Consider the following 17,595-nt stretch of genomic DNA (forward strand, 5'->3'; position numbering starts at 1 on the left):
AGAAATCCCCTTCGCATCCGGAAAAACGAGGGGCCGGCGCGCCGTGCGCGACGCGCCGGCGAGAACTCAGAAGCTGTAGGTGAGCTTGGTGTAGTAGTAGCCGCCGTTGATCCCCCAGGGGCTGATCGTCAGCGGCGCGTCATAGACGTTGCTGCCGTCCGCCAGCCCGCCGTCGGGGGCGAACTGCGCCATCTTCGGCGGCTTCTTGTTGAAGAGGTTGTTGGCCCCGACCGCGACCTTGATGTTCTCGGTCACGTGGTAGGCGACGTCGACGTCGGTGATCCCGGTCGTGCCGATGTGCGACTCGACGGCGTCCGGGCCGCCGCCGGTGCCGTCCGGACTGACCACCTCGGTGACCGGGCCGTAGATCGTCTCGCGGACGTTCACCTGCCACTTGCCCATGGCCCAGAAGGCGCCGGCGGTCACCTTGGCCTTGGGCGAGGCGGTGGTCAGGTCGCTGATCGCGGTGGGCGACAGCAGCGCCCCGATGCCGCCGACCAGCGCCGCCGGCACCGGGGCGATGTCGGTCAGGGTGGTCTTGTTGTAGTTGCCGGCCAGGCTCCAATCGATCGTGCCGTAGTCGTCGAGGTCGCTGCGATAGGTGACCATCAGCTCGACGCCGCGGGTGCGGGTGTCGGCGCCGTTGGTGAACAGGGTCGCGCCGACGAAGCTGACGCTGGGGTCGAGAACGTTGCCATGGGCGGCAATCGCGTCGAGCACGGCCTGGGAGATGATGGTCGTGCCGTCCTGGCCGAGCAGCGCGCCGGTGCCGATGATCCGCCGCTTCACCTTGATCTGGTAGGCGTCGAGCGTGATCGACAGGTTCGTGGCCGGGTGAGCGACCAGGCCGAAGCTGAGGTTCTCGGACTTCTCGGGCTTCAGCGGCTCGAAGCCGAGCAGCGTCGCAGCCTCAGAGTTCGGCGGCAGTTGCACGAAAGCCGAGTCCGGCGAGACGTTGGTCGCCGAATAGAAGGACTCGGCCATGGTCGGCGCGCGGAAGCCGGTCGACACCGTGCCGCGTAGCGCGAACATCGGGGTGAAGTCGTAGCGCGCGGTGAGCTTGCCGACGGTGGTGTCGCCGAAGTCGTTGTAGTGTTCGTAGCGGCCGGCGACGTCGACCTTCAGGTTCTCGATCGGCGAGGTCGCGAGGTCGAGGTAGAGGGCGTAGTTCTCCCGCTCGTGGCTGCCGGCGTCGGTGGGCTGGAAGCCGGGATAGGACTGGCCGCCCTCCTTGTAGATCGACGCCGCGTCGCCGCTGGTGATCGAATAGGTGTCGCGGCGGTATTCGCCGCCGAAGGCGACGTTCAGCGGCGCCGCCAGGCCGACCTCGAACTCCCGCGTGAGGTCGAGGTTGGTGGTCCACTGGGTGCTCTTGAAGGTGCCGTCGTAGAACTCGGTCGGCGTGAAGTGGGTGTCGACGAACAGCGAGGCGTTGGCCGAGTTGCGCGTGTAGATGTCGTTGATGTCCCGGCCGTAGGTCGTGCCGAGATCCCAGGTCCAGCCCGCGACCTCGCCCTTGGCCCCGACGGTCGCGGCGTAGTCCGTTTCGCGCAGGGCCTCCTTCGGACTGAAGCCGAGCGGGGCGAAGACGATGGCGTCCGGATCGCCGTAGGTCCCCGGCACGCCGAGCACCGGCGAGGCGACCACCCGGCTCGGCACGCGGAAGTTCTCGTAGGCCTCGGCCCGGCGGTAGGCGAAGCTGCCGAAGCTGTAGAGCTGCACCGCGCCGACGTCGTAGCCGGCGTTGTAGAAGACGCTGTTGATGGTCTGCTGGGCGTCGCCGAGGATGCGGTTCACCCGCGGATAGCCGGGAATGTTGACCCATTCGGCCGGCGTGCCGGGCAGCAGATTGCCGTCGACGTCCGAGATCCGCTGGTCGGCTCCGCCGCGCTGGCTGAAGTCGTGGAAACGGATCTCGCCAGTGAGGTTGATGAAGCCATTCGGGCCGATCGGCGCGCCGAAGTTGGCGGAGACGGCGCCGGTCTCGCCGTCGCCCTTGTAGTATTGGCCGGCGGTCCCCTCGAGCATGCCGCCGGCGGACTTGTCCTTCAGGATGATGTTGACGACCCCGGCGATCGCGTCGGTGCCGTACTGGGCGGCGGCGCCATCCTGCAGGACTTCGACGTGGTCGATCGCCGCGACCGGGATCAGGCTGAGGTCGGCGCTGGCCGCGCCCTGGTAGGGCCCGCCCAGGACGTGCAGGTTGGCGGTCGGGTGCCGGCGCTTGCCGTTGACCAGCACCAGGGTGTGGTTCGGGCTGAGGCCGCGCAGGCGGGCGGTCAGGGTCAGGTTGGCGGTGTCGCCGCCGAACGCCTCGGCGGTGAAGGACGGTATGGTCTGCGCCAGCCCCTGGATCAGGTCCGGCTGGCCGACCCGCGACAGGGCCTGGGCGCCGAGCACCTGGATCGGCGCGGGGCTGTCCACGGCGCGTAGGCCGGTGGTGCGGGTGCCTGTAACAATCACCGTATCAACGGTGGCGGCTCGGTCGCCGTCCGGCGGTGCTGTCGAGGTTTGCGCCGCCGCGCTCGCGGCGGACAGCGCCAGTATTGCAACGCTCGATACGCCTGTAACCAAGGTCGACTTAGAGAATTTGACCACGCCATCCCCCATCTGGTGCATTCGAATAACGGTGTTCACTCTCCTCTGAACGCTTCTTCCCTGCCGCTTTATTTGCCCGCGGAATGAATCGCGCGGCGGACGTGTCGCGCATCGACTTGCGAGGCCAGGATGCAGGGGCGAAAAAGCCGCGCAATCCGCCGACGTCACGACGACGTATCGTGCTTAGTTTCTAGGTAACGGAGATACGTTTCCGGCACGGCAAAGTTGAAATATGTGGCGCCCGGGCGGTTTCGCGCCCCGGCGAGGCCGCTCCACGCGCCGGCGAATCCCGCCCACACAGCGCTCGCGGGGCCCTGCGGCCTCCCCTGGGGTTTCGCCCGATTGGCTTGCGCCGGCCGGCCGTGGAGGCTCACCGGCCCGCTCCTGGGGGCGCGTGCGCCGATGCGGAGAAGCCGCTTGAGCCTGACTACCGATCCCGCCACCGGCGTCGCCGTTCAAGCCCAGGAGCGCGCCCGTGAGATCGTCGACGGGCTCGGCGAGGGCTTCCTCAGCGTCGACGCCGACTGGCGCCTGACCGACTGCAATGCGGCCGCCGAGCAGCTGCTGGGCTGCGCGCGCGAGGACATCCTGGGCCTGAAGCTGTGGGGGATCGCCGGCCTGCCCAGCGACAGCGCCTTCGCCGAGCTCGCCCGGCGGGTCGCCGGGCGGCGCGCGGCCGAGGAGGCCGAGCTCGGGCTGCGCGTCCGCGGCCGCAGCCGGGTCCTGTCCGTGCGGGCCTTTCCGCTGGCCGGCGGCGTCGGGGTGGTGTGGCGCGACATCACCCAGGTGCGCGCCGCGGAGCGCCGGATGGCGCTGAGCGAGGCCCGCTACCACGAGATCGCCGACGAGACGCCGGCGGCCGCCTGGCTCAGCCGCGCGGACGGCAAGTTGGAGTTCGTCAACCAGGCCATGGCCGACGCCCTGGGCCGGCCGGCGCGCGAACTGCTCGGCGAGGGCTGGATGGAGGCGCTGGATCCCGAGGACCGCGCCGGCCTGCTGCTGACCCGAACCCATGCGCGGGCGACCCAGAGCGCGGCCAGCTACGAGGCCCGCTTCCGCCGCCCGGACGGCGAGGTGCGGATCCTGCAGCTCTACTGGCGGCCGCGGTTCGACCGTTCCGGCGCCTTCCGCGGCCATGTGGGCAGCGGCGCCGACGTGACCGAGGTGCGCGCCGCCGAGAAGCGCCACCGGACGCTGATCAACGAGCTGAACCACCGGGTGAAGAACACCCTGGCCACGGTCCAGTCGCTGGTCAGCCAGACCCTGCGCGAACACGGCGTCGCCCGCGAGGTCGAAGCCGCCGTCAGCGAACGGCTGATCGGGTTGGCCACCGGCCACGACGTGCTGACCCGCGAGAACTGGCGCGGCGCGGAGCTGAGCGAGATCACCAAGGAGACGACCCGGGCCTACAACCACGGCGGCTGCATCGCGCTGACCGGGCCCAAGGTGCGGATCTCGCCGCGGACCGCGATCGCGCTGTCGATGGCGCTGAATGAACTGGCCACCAACGCGGTGAAGTACGGCGCCCTGTCCCGGCCCGACGGCCGCGTGCAGCTGACCTGGGAGCGGACCGGTGCGACGGCGACCTTGGAGTGGCGCGAGAGCGGCGGTCCGCCGGTCAGCGAGCCGCCGCGCACCGGGTTCGGGGCCCGGCTGTTCGGCAAGGTGCTGGCCGGCGAGTTGGGCGAGCCGGCCGAGCTGACCTACGCGCCGGAGGGCCTGGTTTGCCGGATCCGCGCGCCGGTCGACGGGCCGCCGGAGGCCGAGGCCTGAGGCGATGATCCGGTGAGGCCCCATGCCCGCCTCGGGTGTCGGCGCCAGGGGCAAGCCCGCGTTCAGCGCCTATAACGCCCGCCGTGGGGCGCCTCGATCGAGGGCCGGACGATGCAGGCAGCCATCTTCGACGTCGACGGCGTCCTGGTCGCCTCGCCGCACGAGCGCGCCTGGCGCGAAGCGCTAGCTGGGTTCGCCGACCCGAGCGGCTTCACCACCGAATTCTACCAGGCGCACGTCGCCGGCCGGCCACGGATGGATGGGGCCCGCGCCGCGCTGGAGGGCCTCGGCGCGCCCGACGCCGCCGCCCGCGCGCCGGCCTACGCCGCCGCCAAGCAGGCGCTGATCGAGCGGCTGATCACCGACGGCGCGTTCGAGTCCTTCCCCGACGCCGTCCGCTTCGCCGCCGCGCTGCATGCCGCCGGCGTGCGGCTGGCGCTCGCCTCCTCCTCGAAAAACGCCCCCGCCATGCTGCGCCGGCTGCCGCTGCCCGACGGCCGCACCCTGCTGTCGATCTTCGACGCCGACCTCAACGGCCGCGAGGTGCCGCGCGGCAAGCCCGATCCCGCGCTCTTCCTGCTCGCCGCCGAAGCGCTGGGCGCGCCGCCCGCGCAGTGCGTGGTGGTTGAAGACGCCCCGGCCGGGGTGCAGGCGGCGCGCGCCGGCGGCATGGCGTCGATCGGCGTCGCCCGCCTCGGCGACGAGGAGCTGCTGCGCGACGCCGGCGCCGACCTCGTCGTCACCGACCTGGACCAGGTCGACGTCGTCGCCCTGGCCGCCGGTTCGCTGCGCGCGCGCGCCGCCGAGGAGCGCCCCATGATGCACGAAGCGTTCGAGCCCAGCCGCCGCGGCTGGGTGCTGAGCCATCGCGGCTACAGCGTGCTGACCGAAAGCGCCGTCGAGTCCCGCTTCGCACTCGCCAATGGCTTCCTAGGCATGCGCGCGGCGCGCTCGGTGAGCCGCGGGCCGACCTGGCTCAGCTGGCTCGGCTACCTGCGCTGGGCGTCCTGGCCGCGCTGCTACGTCGCCGGCCTGTTCGACACCCCTAATGTCGAGCCGCCGGTGCCCGCCCTGGTGCCAATCGCCGACTGGTCGCGCGTGCGCATCTGCCTCGACGGCAAGGTGGTGCTGGCGCGCGAGGGCGACGTGCTGCGCAGCGCGCGCCAGCTCGACATGCGCCGCGGCGTGCTGCTGTCCGGCTGGACGCATCGCAGTCCGGCCGGCGTCACCGGAACCGGGCGCGAACTGCGGCTGCTGTCGCAGGCGGACCGCGCGGCGGGCCTTCAGCTGATGCAGTTCTCGCTGGATCGCGACGGGGTCGAGGTTCAGCTGGAGGCGACCTTCGCCTTCGCCGACCTGGGCATGGAGCCGGTGCGACTGGAGCCCGACCTCGGGGCCTGGCGCACCGAAGGCTCGGCGCGGGGTCTGGCGATGGCCGGAGCCGCCGCTCTGCGGGTCGGCGGCGCGCCGCTCGAGCCTGAACGTCCGTTCCCGCTGCGCTGGGTCTGGCGCTGGCGTTCGGTCGCCGGCCAGATGGTGGAGTTCGACCGTCAGGTCGCGGTCGCGCGGCAGGACGCGCCCGAGGACGACGTCGCCGGGCGGGCCACCGCCGCGCTGGCGCGCAATCAGGCGCTCGGCTGGGATGGCGTGCTGGCCGCGCACGAGGCGGCCTGGGACCAGCGCTGGAGCGCGAGCGACGTGGTCATCGAGGGCGACGACGACGTGCAGCGGGTGGTCCGCTTCGCCGCCTACCACCTGACCAGCGCCGCCAATCCCGAGGACGAAAGCGTCTCGGTCGGCGCCCGCGCCCTCTCCGGCGACGCCTATTTCGGGCACGTCTTCTGGGACACCGAGATCTATCTGCTGCCGTTCTACACCGCCGTCTGGCCGGAGGCGGCGCGGGCGATGCTGATGTACCGCCACCGCACCCTGCCGGCGGCGCGCGCCAAGGCCGCACGGCTTGGCTGGAAGGGCGCGCTCTACGCCTGGGAATCCGCCGACACCGGCGAGGAGACCACGCCGGCGCAGGTGATCTCGCCCACCGGCGCCTTCGTCGACGTCCTCTGCGGAACCATCGAGCAGCACGTCAGCGCCGACATCGCCCATGCGGTCTGGCGCTACTGGCGCGCCACCGAGGACGACGCCTTCTTTCTGTCGGCCGGCGCGGAGATCCTGCTGGAGACCGCCCGGTTCTGGGCCTCGCGAGCCGTCCCGGAGGCGGACGGACGGCGGCACATCCGCCACGTCATTGGGCCGGACGAATACCACGAGGACATCGACGACAACGCCTTCACCAACGTCATGGGGCGCTGGAACATCGCCCGTGGACTGGACACCGTCGAGGCGTTGCAGGCCCGCTGGCCGGAGCGCGCCGCGGCGCTGCGCGCGCAGCTGGCGCTCGGCGACGACGAACTGGCCGACTGGGGCGACGCGGTCGACCGCATCGTCACCGGCTTCGATCCGGCCACCGGCCTCTACGAACAGTTCGCCGGCTATCATGCGCTGGAGCCGCTCGACCTCGCCGCCTACGCCGACCGCACGCTGCCGATCGACGTCGTGATCGGCCACGCGCGGACCCAGGCCTCGCAGGTGGTGAAGCAGGCCGACGTGGTGGCGCTCGTCGCCCTGCTGCCGGAGGCGTTTCCCGACCAGACGGCCGAGACCAACTTCCGCCACTACGAGCCGCGCTGCGCGCACGGCAGTTCGCTCAGCCCGGCGATGCATGCGCTGGTCGCCGCGCGTCTCGGCGACGCCGAACTGGCGCTGCGCTACCTGCACCGCATTTCCGCCTTCGACCCCGAACCGGCCGCCGCCGGCGGCATACGCATCGCCGGCCTCGGCGGGATCTGGCAGGCGGTGGTGCTCGGCTTCGGCGGCCTGGACCTGAGCGGCGACACCCTGACGCTCGATCCGAAGCTGCCGCCGACCTGGCGCAGCCTATCCTTCCGCACCTGCTGGAAGGGCCGCTCGGTGGCGGTGCGCATCGACGCCGGCGGGGTCCACGCGACGCTGCTGGAGGGCGAGCCGCTGGACATCCGCGTCGGCGGCGCCAGCCGTACCCTGGGCCGGGGCGCCGCCCTGGACATGGCGCTGCAGTGACTACGCGTCGCTAGCGCTTCGACGGGACCTCTTTGGCGGCGGTCTTGAAGCTCGCCAGGACCGCCAAGGCGTCCTTCGCGCGCTTCTGCACGTCGGGCCGCGGATCATGGGCTTGCGCCTCGCGGTACCATTGCTCGACCACCTCGATGTCGGCCACCGGGATGCCGCCCTTGAAGGCGTAGGTGCCCGGACCGGGCTTCTTGCCGCCGGTCAGCTGCGAGAACAGCTGGTCGGCAACCAGGATCGCCGAGAGCGGGTCGCCGGCCTTCTCGGCGTCCTGCCAGAGCTTCAGCGCCTTCTTCGTGTCGCGCTTGCCGCCGTCGCCCTGGGCGTACATCTCGCCCAGCCGCCGGGCGGCCTGCGGGTTCGACGGCGCGGCCTTCTCATACCACTTGCGCGCCTCAGCGTGGTCGGCCCGCACGCCGCGCCCTTCGAAGTAGGCGTCGGCCACCGCCACCGTCGCGTCGACGTCGCCGGCCGCCGAGGCCTCCTTGCAGAGCGCCAGCCCGCGCGGCCCCTGGCCGGGCTCGGCGAGCAGCAGCTCGCCCAGGGCGCATTTCGACGGCGCGAAGCCCATCTGGGCGGCCCGCTCGAACGCCGCCTTGGCTTTCGCCGGGTCCGGCCGGCCGCCGACGCCCTGCCGGTAGCACTCGCCCGCCAGATGCGAGGCGTCGGGCCGGCTAGCGGCCGCCTTCTCCGCATAGGCGCAGCCCCGCACCGGGTCCTTGGCGACCGAGCCGCGGCCGAACATCAGCATGGTCGCGGCGTAGAACTGCGCGTCTGGACGCCCGGCGTCCGCCAAGCGCAGCAGGTCGGCGGGGGAGCCGGCGTCGGCCTGCGCCATCGCCGCCTGCAGGTCCGGCGTGATCGCCGGCTTGCCCGGCCAATCCTGCGCCCAGGCCGCGACGCTGATCGCCAGGATCGCCAGCGCCGCGCTCAACAGCCGCCCGGGGCTCGCCGCAGCCCGCTCGCTCATGGTGCTTCAGACCGCCAAAGAGGATTGGCGAGGCTACAGCCCGCCCGGTCCGCCACCTACCGGGTGGAACCATGAGGGGAACGCCGGAAACTTCCCGCCCCACCCATGCAACCGCCGCGGGTTCCTGGGGGCGCACGCCACAGCTTCTCAGGGTTTCGTCGCATAGGTTCGGCATGGGCCCGGTGGTAGTTTTCAAGCCCGTCGCCGAGCAGGCAGAGAGGCCGAACCAATGCGAATTTTGCCCGTTGCCGGCGTTTGCCTGAGCCTCTGCCTCGTCTCGACGTCGCCCGGCTTCTCGCAGCCCGCGTCGCTCCCCGCAGCCCAGGCGCCGCCGGCGATCGCCATGGCCCCCGGCCAGGGCGTCGATCCCGAGGCCCTGGCGGCGCTGAAGCGCATGAGCGCCTACCTCGCAACCCTGCCGGCGGTCGGACTGATGTCCAACACCAGCCTCGACGTGGTCACCGACCAGGGCCAGCGCGTGCAGATCGACAGCGTCGTCAACTACAAGATCAAGAAGCCGAACGCCTTCGTCATCGACGTGAACTCGGATCAGAAGAAGCGGCGCTTCTACTACGACGGCCGCCAGTTCACCGTGTACGGCCCGCAGGTCGGCTACTACGCGACCGCCGCGGCGCCGCCGACCATTCGCGCGACGCTCGACGAGATCGACGACAAGTTCGGCATCCAGCTGCCGCTGGAGGACCTGTTCCGCTGGAACGACCCGACCGAGAATCCAGCGCAGGACCTGGTCGCCGGCTTCCCCGTCGGCGCCGCCACGATCGACGGCGTGCTCACCGACCACTACGCGTTCCGCCAGAAGGACATCGACTGGGAGATCTGGATCCAGCAGGGCGACCGGCCGCTGCCGAAGAAGGTGGTGATCGTCGACCGCACGGATCCGGCCCACCCCACCTACACCGCTCGTCTCACTTGGAACGTGAACCCGACGTTCGCGGCGACGGACTTCACCTTCCAGCCCGGCAAGGACGCCAAGCAGATCCGTCTGTCGGAGCTGGCGAAGTAATCAGGAGGATATGATGTTGCATCAGACAACATCCCGCGTCGCCTTCATTGCGGCGCTCCTCGCGCTCGGCACGGCGCTGGCTGAACCGGCCTTCGCCCGCGGCGGCCGCGGCGGCGGCGGCGGCGGAGCGCGCGCGGGCGGCGGCGGCGGCGCGCGCGGCGGCGGCGGATGCACGCTGGCGGCGCCTCTCGCGGCGGCAGCGTCCGCGCGAGCGGCTCCACCAGCATGAGCCGCCCCTCGGGCGGCGGTCAGGCCCGTGCAGCCAGCTATCAGCGGCCGGCGGGCGGCGGCGCGGCCGCTGCGAACCGACCAGCTGGCGGCTACAACCGCACCGCCGCCGGCGGCGCAGCCGCGGCCAACCGACCGGCTGGCGGCTACAACCGAACCGGGGGCAGCTACAATCGGAGCGACGTCAACCGCGGCGGCAACCGGACCAACACCGGCAACATCAACGCCGGCAACAACATCAACATCGACAACGACGGCGGCTGGGGCGGCTGGAACGACTATCCGGTCGGCGCCGGCCTGGCGATCGGCACGGCCGCGGCCGTGACCGGCGCGGCCATCGGATCGATGATGTACTCGCTGCCGCCGAGCTGCGCGCCCTACCCCTACGGCGGCTACTCCTACTACAACTGCGGCGGAGCCTATTACGAGCCGCGCTACGAGGGCGACACGGTGGTCTATGTGACCGTGCCGGAACCCGGCGGCTAGCCGCCGGGGGGCGCCGGCGGCGGGTCGAAGGTCGCCGGCTGCCACGCGATCATCGCCCGGCGGAGGTCCTCCATCGGCCCCTGGCCCTCACGGACCCCGCCGGTCGCCGGACGATCTATGTCGACGATCAGCATCAGCGAGAGCGTCATCAGCAGCAGCAGGAACACCGCGACCATATGGCTGCGCGGCCCCTTGAGCACATAGCCGACCACCCCCGCAGTGGTGATCATGTAGACGAACAGCACCAGGAACACTTCCGGCGGCACGCGCACCAGCCGGGCCTCTTTGCGCGAGGTGCCGATCTCGATGAAGGTGTTCAGCGCCTCCACATAGGCGCTCGAGAAGTCATAGTCCCGGATCGACGGGAACGAGGCCTTGGCCGCCGTCCAGATATCGTGCAGCAGGGCGTTGTTGACCGGCAGCAGCTCCATCGCCCGCTCCGGCCCGGCCTTGGCCAGCGCGAGCCGGTTGTCGGTGTAGCGCAGCAGCAGCCGGCTCATGCGCGTGCGGTGCGGCTCCTCGAGGAATTGGGCGCGCAGATAGGCCGTGCCGATGGCGTTGGCCTCCTCGACCACCAGCGCCCGCCGCGTCTCGAAGCGATCCACCGCCAGCGAGAAGGTGAAGCCCATCAACAACGCCAGCAGCCCGAGCACGGCGGAGAGGATGATCTCCTCCTGCCCCTTGGCCTCGCCGTCGTCGCCGAAGCGCAGACTGTGACCGCGGCGCAGGCGCCTGCCGAGCAGCGCCGCCGCCAGCATCAGGCCGAACAGCAGCAGGCCGGTGATGAGCGCCGGCGCGGCGTCCATCACGTCCACCCACGAAGACCTCATGGCGCCAGCCTCCCAGCTTGCCGGGCGGAGACAGGCGACGACGCCGGTCCTCGCCCAGGTCAGGCTGGTTCACTTCGCCGCGCCGCTCCATCAGGCGTTTGCCGGAGGCCACGGGCCTCAGCCGCCCGGGGTACGCAAAAGCACGCGGCCGAGCGCGCGCCGCTCGCTCGACTTGCTCAGGGTAATACCTGATGGCGCTCTCAGGCCGTACTGGAGAAGCTTGGCCGAGTTTGGAGGGCTGAGCGATGGGGACATACCGCACCAAGAGCGCCTTGGCGCGCGCACTGAGCGTTTCCGCGGCGGCGCTGCTGGCCGCAGGGCTGGCGTCAGGCGCGCGCGCCCAGGCGCTCGACGACAAGTACTGGATCGAGTTGCAGGGCTACTTCCCGAGCATCGACACCGACGCCACCATCTCCCGAACCGGCGCGCCCGGCACGGACATCGACCTCGAGAACGATCTCGGGATGAACAAGCACGAGACCCTGCCGGCCGTGCGGCTCGGCGCGCGGTTCGCCGACCGCTTCATCGTCACCGGCGAATATTACCGCCTCGACCGCAACGGCTCGCGCGCGGCGGACCGCGACCTGGTGTTCGACGGGGACACCTTCGCCGCGTCCACGACCATCGACAGCAAGATGAGTTCGGACATCTACCGGCTGACCATCGGCTACCTCTTCCTGAAGAACGACACCTATGAGGTCGGCGCCGGCATCGGCCTGCACGCCACCGACTTCGAGCTGCGCCTGCGTGGCGACGTCCGGGTCGGCGCGCAGGCCCTGCAGACCGACACGCGTCGCAAGAGCTTCCTGGCGCCGCAGCCGACGATCGGCGTGTTCGGCGTCTACCAGCCGACGTCGAAGTTCGTCGTCAACGGCCGGGTCGACTATCTCTCGGTCACCGTCGGCGACTACGGCGGCGGCATCACCAACATCGAGGCGAACGTCGCCTACCGGGCGACGAACATGATCCAGGTCGGCGCGGGCTGGCGCTACGTCGCCTACGATCTCGAGATCGACAAGAAGAACTACCAGGGCGACCTCGACTACAACTTCAGCGGCCCGACGATCTTCCTGCGCCTCGGGTTCCACTAGCGCCCGGGACGCAGCCCCCTCCGCGCGGTTCAGCCGTTGAGCTACCGAGGGCCGCGGCGGAGGCCGGCATGGACGCGCATTTCCGAACCCACGAGATCGAGAACCAGCCGACGCCGCTGGTCGACTACGACCTGTTCGCTACGGATCGCGCACTGGCCGAAGCCGCCGCCCGCGAGGGCGCCGAGGCGGCGAGCGCGAGCCTGAGCACGCTCGGCCGCACGCTCGGCTCGGCCGATGTGATCGCCGCCGGGATCCAGGCCGAGCGCCATCCGCCGACGCTGCGCACCTTCGACCGGTTCGGCCGCCGGCGCGACGAGGTGGAATTCCATCCGGCCTGGCATCGACTGCTGGCGCTGGGCGTCGCCGAAGGCCTGCACACCGGCCCCTGGGCCGAGCCGGAGCCCGGCGCGCACGTCGCCCGTGCCGCTGCCTTCTACATGCTGGGCCAGGTGGAAGCCGGCGTGCAGTGCCCGCTGGCGATGACCTATGGCGCCGCCCCGGTAGTGGCGCGCGCGCCGGCGCTCGCCAACGAGTGGCTGCCCCGACTCTATTCGCGCCGTTACGACCCGCGCTTCGCGCCCGCCGCCGGCAAGAGCGGCGCCTTGATGGGCATGGGCATGACCGAGAAGCAGGGCGGCTCGGACGTGCGGGCCAACACCACCCGGGCCGAGCCGGTCGCCGGCGAGCCCGGGACCTACCGGCTGATCGGCCACAAGTGGTTCTTCTCGGCGCCGATGTGCGACGCCTTCCTGGTGCTGGCCCAGGCGCCGGGCGGCCTGTCGTGCTTCTTCCTGCCGCGCTGGACGCCGGACGGCGCGCTCAACGCGCTGCGGCTGCAGCGGCTGAAGGACAAGCTCGGCGACCGCGCCAACGCCTCCAGCGAGGTGGAGTTCGAAGGCGCCTGGGCCTGGCTGGTCGGCGCGGAGGGCCGCGGGGTGGCGACGATCCTCGAGACCGCGACCTACACCCGCCTCGACTGCGTCGTCGCCAGCGCCGGCCTGATGCGCCAGGCGCTGGCCCAGGCGACGCATCACGCCCGCCAGCGCACCGCCTTCCAGCGGCGACTGGTCGATCAGCCGCTGATGGCCAACGTGCTGGCCGACCTGGCGCTGGAGACGGAGGCCGCCACCGTCCTGGCGCTGCGGCTGGCCCGCGCCTTCGACCGCGGCGACCACCCGCGCGAGGCGGCGCTGCGCCGCCTGCTGACGCCGGCGGCGAAATATTGGGTGTGCAAGCGGACGCCGCCGATGATCGCCGAGGCGCTCGAGGTGCTGGGCGGCAACGGCTACGTCGAGGAAGGGCCGATGGCGCGGCTCTACCGCCAGGCGCCGCTCAATTCGCTGTGGGAAGGCACCGGCAACCTGATGGCGCTCGACGCCCTGCGCGCGCTCGGCCGCTCAGCCGAGTCGGCCGAGGCGCTGGCCGCGGAGCTGGCGCCGGCGAAGGGCGGCGACCGGCGGCTCGACCGGCACATCGTCGACACACTGGAGGCGCTGGGCCGCCCGATCGAGGAGGCCGACGCACGCCGGCTTTGCGAACGGATGACGCTCGCCGTCCAGGCCGCGCTGCTGGTCCGCTTCGCGCCGGCCGCGGTCGCCGACGGCTTCTGCGCCAGCCGGCTGGCCGGCGGCTCCGGCCGCGCGTTCGGCGCCCTGCCCCCAGGCCTGGACCTGGCGGCGATCGTCGAGCGCGCGACCCCGGCCTGAACGCCTAGACCCTGTCCCGCCTGACTTGAGGCAAGTCAGGCGGGATAAACAGGGTCGTCGTCTTGGCGTGAGAGCCCTTCTCATCCACTCGCGTGATCCATCGCGAGTGGGAAGGGCTCTAGTCTTCGTCGGGCGCCCAGTCCTCGAACGCCGTCGGATTTTCGATCGGCGCGCCGGAGACCGCATCGATCACCAGCCGGCGCTGCTCGTTGCCCCGGTAGAGCTTCACGTTGTAGGCGAGCACCGCATTGTCGCCCGTCAACGGCGCGGCGACGCCTGCCGCCGACGCCGGGCCGCCGGCCATCTTCTCGGCCTGCATGACGGCGTCCGACAGGGAGATCTTGGCCTTGGCGAGGTCCTTGGCGTCGGCCTTCAGCGTCCAGTTGGCGCGCCAGGGGATGGCGCTCTGGCTGATCGGCGTCACCTTGTTGGAGGGCATGGCGACCCGCAGGTGACTGAAGGCGCCGCCCTTGGCGGCCACCGCATCAAAACCCGGGCTGGTTCCATCGACGCGATAGCGGATCTCCACCACCTTCCCGCCGCTCGCCTGCTCGGCCGCGGCGATGGCCTGGGTGAGCGTGGTGTTGGTCACCTGCTTCGGCGCCGCGACCCGGATCAGCTCGGCCTGTTCGGCGAGCGCCGGCGTCCCATGGCCCGCAACGACCAGCCCGCCAGCGGCGACGGTGGTGAGCAGAAGCGCTCCGATCAACCTTGCCTGCGACATCTCTACCTCCTGATTGGCGATCCGGCGGGATGCGCCTGACAGCTCGGCCATCGCGCCCTCCGACCGCAGGAAGGGCCTGCCGGCGGCGTCACGGGACGAAGGACCTCAAGGCGCGGTGAGATGCGCCCGTCACGAGTTCAATGGAATCGGGCGAAACCCTGAATTCATGGACGGCAGTAGGCGTCGCCGAGACCTGCAGCCCCCGCCGAATTCGCTCACGGGACTTGGCGGCTTCATGGTGACGCCTGCCAGGGGCGGCGCCAAATCTATCCTATGCTATCCGCTCCCGCGGGCGGCCGATCACCCGAGCGACGTCGGCAGGCTGGGATCGACCTGGATCTTCAACGACGGCTTGCCGCCGCGCAGCGCTTCGAGGGTCGCAGGTAGGTCCTCCAACCCGATCACCTCGCCGACCATGAACTCCGGGTTCAGCCGTGCGGCGTCGAACGCGCGCGCGGTCTCGGCGAATTCCTCCGGCGAATAGGCCAGCGGGAAGAACAGCCGCACCTCCTTGAACGTGCAGCCCGCCGGGATCACCGGCTCGTTGTGCGCGCACATCCCCATCGAGATGACCGTCCCGCCGATCCGCGCGTGGCCGATCGCCAGGTTCAGCAGACCCGGCTTGCCGACGCACTCGGCGACGATGTCCGGCGGCCCGCCCAGCGCCCGGCCGAGCGCGGCGGGATCCTCGTCGTCGAAACCGTGCACCGCGTCCGCGCCCATCGCGAGCGCGATCTCCGCGCGCCGGGCCGAGCGCGAGGCCACGACGATCGCGCCGGCGCCCAGCTGGCGGGCCCAGAAGACAATGGCCATCGCCATCGCGCCAGCGCCCAGCACCAGCACCCGCTCGCCGCCGCGCATCCCGACCTGGCGCAGGGCGTGCAGCCCGCAGGCGATCGGCTCGACCAACGCCCCGTCCGCCAGGCTGAGGCTGTCGGGCAGCCGCGTCACGCCGCGCGCCAGCGGCGTCATGTAGTCGCCGAAGCCGCCGCCGTGCGACCGCACCGCGGAGCACAGGATCGGCCGCCCGTCCCGGCAGATCTCGCAGACGCCGCAGCCGGAGGCCGGCATGCACGCCACCCGGTCGCCGACGCGGAACCCGGAGACCTCGCGGCCGATCGCGACCACTTCGCCGGCGCACTCGTGGCCGATGTGCTGGCCGAGCGGATAGTCGAAGGGGCTGCCGGAGGTCATCGAAACGTCGCCGCCGCAGACGCCGCAGCGGCCGACCTTCACCACCAGACCATCCGGCGCCGGCTCCGGGTCGGGGAACGACTCGATGGTGATCCGGCCTGGCCCGTGGAACACAGCCGCGCGCATGGGTCTCCTCCCGGCGGTCTGTCGCCGCCCGCAGGGAGAACCTGCCCCGCGCCCTAGTCGGCGTCCAGGGCCTTCGACCCGCCGTCCTTGAGGTGGAATTCCGGCTGCAGCCCGGGCGTTGCCCGTGCGACGCGCTTCAGCGCGAGGGCGATGCGGCGGCGGCCCGATCGCCGCGCAGGGCCTCGATCACGTCGCTCAACCCTTGCAGCCCGCTGAGCAGCATGCCGAACGCCAGCGCCAGCGCCACGGCGCCGCCAAGGATGACCGTCAGCCGGGCGGCCGGGCCCAGACTCGATACCGGCGGCAGCAGGGTCACCACCGCCGGTCCGGCGGCGGCGGTCAGCGGCGGCGGGAACGCGGGGGCGGTGACGGCGGGCGAGCCTTCCAGCACCAGCTGCGCCGCCTCGCGGCGGCTGGCCACCCCGAGCTTGGCGCGGGCGCGGTTGCAGTAGGTGTCGACCGAGGCCTTGGAGATGCCGAGCGCCTGGGCGATCTCCTTCGACGAGCGCTGCTGAGCGACCAGCCGGAGGCATTCGCGCTCCTGCGGGGTCAGCATCGTCAGCTTCGTATGTCGCGCGTCGGCCGCCGGCAGCATGACGTCTCGAAAGGCCCCCGTCCCGAGCCCGCGTCGCCGAACGCACTCAGCGAACGCAGGCTGTTCTCTAGATGCCACAACTTGGCTGTAGGACGAAAGCGCGACCTGCCCGCCACACGCCAAGGTGCGGCGTGCGGCCACAGCCGCCGGTCCCGATTTCGTCACCGACGGCTGTCCACATTTCGTGACGACATATCCGATCAGGACAGACAGGCGCGCCGCGGCGCCGTACGGATCGGTCAGCACGGAGGGCGTGATGGATCAGAACCCGCAGCCGCAAAATCCGCTGGTGGCGCGCGCACTGGCGCTGCGGGCCGACGTCGAACGGTTCGAGGGCCGCTGGCGGCCGATGGCCGACGCCGAGCGCTGCCTGGCGTTCAGTTGGGAAGAGCTCGAGCGCCAGCTTGTCGAGCTCGCGCCCAGCGACTTGCAGGCCGAGTTGGTGCATCGCCTGCTGGCCCGCACCAAGGTCTACGCCCAGCTGAAACCGCCAGAAATGGTGCTGCGCGAAATCCTCTGCGTCGCCGCCCTCGTTCTGGAAGACAGCAACCTCGACAGCGGGTCCACCCCAAGCTGAGCCACAACGTCGACTTTCCGACATCCAAGGCGCCCTGTGAGACTTGCCTAGCGCAACTAATGCGTTCACAGCAGGGTCATGTCCAAGGCACCTTCAGACGCCCGGGCGGCAGACGACCTTGACCGTGCGCTCGGTAACGCCATCCGTCTGCGTCGCCGCTCGCTGAGCCTCACCCAGGAACAGCTGGCGAGCGCCTGCGGGATCTCCTTCCAACAGGTGCAGAAGTACGAGAACGGCGCCAACCGCGTCTCCTTCTCGCGCCTGGTGCAGATCGCGCGCGCGCTCGAATGCCGGGTCACCGACCTGACCAGCGCGCTCGACCAGCCGCAGATCGCGGCGGCCGACTTCGAGTTCCTCAAGCTGATGACCCTTCCCGGCGCGGTCGACCTGCTGAAGCGCTACGAGGCGATGTCGTCGGACTCGCGGCGCCTGCTGGTCGACCTGCTGTCGAGCCTGCCAAAAGAGTCGGCCTGAGCCTCAGGTCCAGCGCCGGTCGACGGCGACCTCGACCATCCGCTGACAGCCTTCCGCCGCCGCCGATCCGTTCGGTGATACCGGCGCAGCGCGC

14 protein-coding genes are annotated in these 17,595 nt (G+C 71.2%); 8 read left to right on the top strand and 6 right to left on the bottom strand.

The genetic code is table 11. The features are described from left to right. Positions 1-66: 66 nt before the first annotated feature. A complete protein-coding gene (locus ACSQ14_RS15630; RefSeq protein WP_436014367.1) occupies positions 67-2,463 on the bottom strand; it encodes a TonB-dependent receptor plug domain-containing protein in 2,397 nt (798 codons plus the stop codon). Between the two features lie 552 nt (positions 2,464-3,015). On the opposite strand from ACSQ14_RS15630, the gene ACSQ14_RS15635 reads away from it, so the two are divergent. After that, positions 3,016-4,371 carry a sensor histidine kinase gene (locus ACSQ14_RS15635; RefSeq protein ID WP_436014369.1) on the top strand — a complete coding sequence of 452 codons (1,356 nt, stop codon included), beginning with the start codon at positions 3,016-3,018 and terminating at the stop codon, positions 4,369-4,371. Between the two features lie 111 nt (positions 4,372-4,482). Further along, the gene (locus tag ACSQ14_RS15640) at positions 4,483-7,470 is read left to right on the top strand and encodes an HAD-IA family hydrolase (protein ID WP_436014371.1); all 2,988 of its coding nucleotides are present in this window, start codon (positions 4,483-4,485) and stop codon (positions 7,468-7,470) included. 10 nt (positions 7,471-7,480) lie between these two features. Here ACSQ14_RS15640 and ACSQ14_RS15645 read toward each other — a convergent pair whose 3' ends face one another. Beyond that, the gene (locus ACSQ14_RS15645) at positions 7,481-8,446 is read right to left on the bottom strand and encodes a tetratricopeptide repeat protein (protein ID WP_436014373.1); all 966 of its coding nucleotides are present in this window, start codon (positions 8,444-8,446) and stop codon (positions 7,481-7,483) included. A 229-nt stretch (positions 8,447-8,675) separates the two neighbouring features. Here ACSQ14_RS15645 and ACSQ14_RS15650 point away from each other — a divergent pair, with 229 nt between their 5' ends. Both ACSQ14_RS15650 and ACSQ14_RS15655 read left to right on the top strand, forming a co-directional pair. Next, entirely contained in the window at positions 8,676-9,470 is a 795-nt protein-coding gene (locus tag ACSQ14_RS15650) for a DUF2092 domain-containing protein (RefSeq protein WP_436014375.1), read from the top strand. A gap of 225 nt (positions 9,471-9,695) precedes the next feature. Continuing rightward, on the top strand, positions 9,696-10,184 hold the full coding sequence (locus tag ACSQ14_RS15655) for a hypothetical protein (protein WP_436014377.1): 489 nt from the start codon (positions 9,696-9,698) through the stop codon (positions 10,182-10,184). Here the strand turns inward: ACSQ14_RS15655 and ACSQ14_RS15660 are convergent. Continuing rightward, positions 10,181-11,014 (bottom strand): hypothetical protein, encoded by an 834-nt coding sequence (locus tag ACSQ14_RS15660; RefSeq protein ID WP_436014379.1) that lies wholly within the window; start codon positions 11,012-11,014, stop codon positions 10,181-10,183. The genes ACSQ14_RS15655 and ACSQ14_RS15660 overlap by 4 nt on opposite strands. A gap of 245 nt (positions 11,015-11,259) precedes the next feature. On the opposite strand from ACSQ14_RS15660, the gene ACSQ14_RS15665 reads away from it, so the two are divergent. Both ACSQ14_RS15665 and ACSQ14_RS15670 read left to right on the top strand, forming a co-directional pair. Next, entirely contained in the window at positions 11,260-12,105 is an 846-nt protein-coding gene (locus ACSQ14_RS15665) for a hypothetical protein (RefSeq protein WP_436014381.1), read from the top strand. 68 nt (positions 12,106-12,173) lie between these two features. Then, positions 12,174-13,811, top strand: a complete 1,638-nt coding sequence (locus ACSQ14_RS15670; RefSeq protein WP_436014383.1) for an isovaleryl-CoA dehydrogenase — start codon at positions 12,174-12,176, stop codon at positions 13,809-13,811. Between the two features lie 118 nt (positions 13,812-13,929). Here the strand turns inward: ACSQ14_RS15670 and ACSQ14_RS15675 are convergent, their stop codons facing one another. The 3 genes from ACSQ14_RS15675 to ACSQ14_RS15685 all read right to left on the bottom strand — a co-directional run bounded on the left by ACSQ14_RS15675 (position 13,930) and on the right by ACSQ14_RS15685 (position 16,450). After that, positions 13,930-14,586: a PepSY domain-containing protein gene (locus ACSQ14_RS15675; protein ID WP_436014385.1), complete on the bottom strand. Its 657-nt coding sequence runs from the start codon at positions 14,584-14,586 to the stop codon at positions 13,930-13,932. Between the two features lie 249 nt (positions 14,587-14,835). Continuing rightward, on the bottom strand, positions 14,836-15,855 hold the full coding sequence (locus ACSQ14_RS15680; RefSeq protein ID WP_436014387.1) for a zinc-dependent alcohol dehydrogenase: 1,020 nt from the start codon (positions 15,853-15,855) through the stop codon (positions 14,836-14,838). A 136-nt stretch (positions 15,856-15,991) separates the two neighbouring features. Beyond that, on the bottom strand, positions 15,992-16,450 hold the full coding sequence (locus ACSQ14_RS15685) for a response regulator transcription factor (RefSeq protein WP_436014389.1): 459 nt from the start codon (positions 16,448-16,450) through the stop codon (positions 15,992-15,994). Positions 16,451-16,706: 256 nt separating this feature from the next. On the opposite strand from ACSQ14_RS15685, the gene ACSQ14_RS15690 reads away from it, so the two are divergent. Both ACSQ14_RS15690 and ACSQ14_RS15695 read left to right on the top strand, forming a co-directional pair. Next, positions 16,707-17,027, top strand: coding sequence for a hypothetical protein (locus ACSQ14_RS15690; protein WP_436014391.1), 321 nt, complete (start codon positions 16,707-16,709; stop codon positions 17,025-17,027). A 78-nt stretch (positions 17,028-17,105) separates the two neighbouring features. Next, complete coding sequence (locus tag ACSQ14_RS15695; protein ID WP_436014393.1) at positions 17,106-17,501, top strand: helix-turn-helix domain-containing protein; 396 nt, start codon at positions 17,106-17,108, stop codon at positions 17,499-17,501. Positions 17,502-17,595: the final 94 nt, after the last annotated feature.

This window comes from Phenylobacterium sp. LjRoot219, assembly GCF_964252995.1.
Classification (GTDB): Bacteria; Pseudomonadota; Alphaproteobacteria; order Caulobacterales; family Caulobacteraceae; genus Phenylobacterium.

Bases quoted from the DNA above. Each gene is read 5' to 3' on its own strand.
- ACSQ14_RS15640 (WP_436014371.1), top strand. From the start codon at position 4,483: ATGCAGGCAGCCATCTTCGACGTCGACGGCGTCCTGGTCGCCTCGCCG.
- ACSQ14_RS15645 (WP_436014373.1), bottom strand. From the start codon at position 8,446: ATGAGCGAGCGGGCTGCGGCGAGCCCCGGGCGGCTGTTGAGCGCGGCG.
- ACSQ14_RS15650 (WP_436014375.1), top strand. From the start codon at position 8,676: ATGCGAATTTTGCCCGTTGCCGGCGTTTGCCTGAGCCTCTGCCTCGTC.
- ACSQ14_RS15655 (WP_436014377.1), top strand. From the start codon at position 9,696: ATGAGCCGCCCCTCGGGCGGCGGTCAGGCCCGTGCAGCCAGCTATCAG.
- ACSQ14_RS15660 (WP_436014379.1), bottom strand. From the start codon at position 11,014: ATGAGGTCTTCGTGGGTGGACGTGATGGACGCCGCGCCGGCGCTCATC.
- ACSQ14_RS15665 (WP_436014381.1), top strand. From the start codon at position 11,260: ATGGGGACATACCGCACCAAGAGCGCCTTGGCGCGCGCACTGAGCGTT.
- ACSQ14_RS15670 (WP_436014383.1), top strand. From the start codon at position 12,174: ATGGACGCGCATTTCCGAACCCACGAGATCGAGAACCAGCCGACGCCG.
- ACSQ14_RS15675 (WP_436014385.1), bottom strand. From the start codon at position 14,586: ATGGCCGAGCTGTCAGGCGCATCCCGCCGGATCGCCAATCAGGAGGTA.
- ACSQ14_RS15680 (WP_436014387.1), bottom strand. From the start codon at position 15,855: ATGCGCGCGGCTGTGTTCCACGGGCCAGGCCGGATCACCATCGAGTCG.
- ACSQ14_RS15685 (WP_436014389.1), bottom strand. From the start codon at position 16,450: ATGCTGCCGGCGGCCGACGCGCGACATACGAAGCTGACGATGCTGACC.
- ACSQ14_RS15690 (WP_436014391.1), top strand. From the start codon at position 16,707: ATGGATCAGAACCCGCAGCCGCAAAATCCGCTGGTGGCGCGCGCACTG.
- ACSQ14_RS15695 (WP_436014393.1), top strand. From the start codon at position 17,106: ATGTCCAAGGCACCTTCAGACGCCCGGGCGGCAGACGACCTTGACCGT.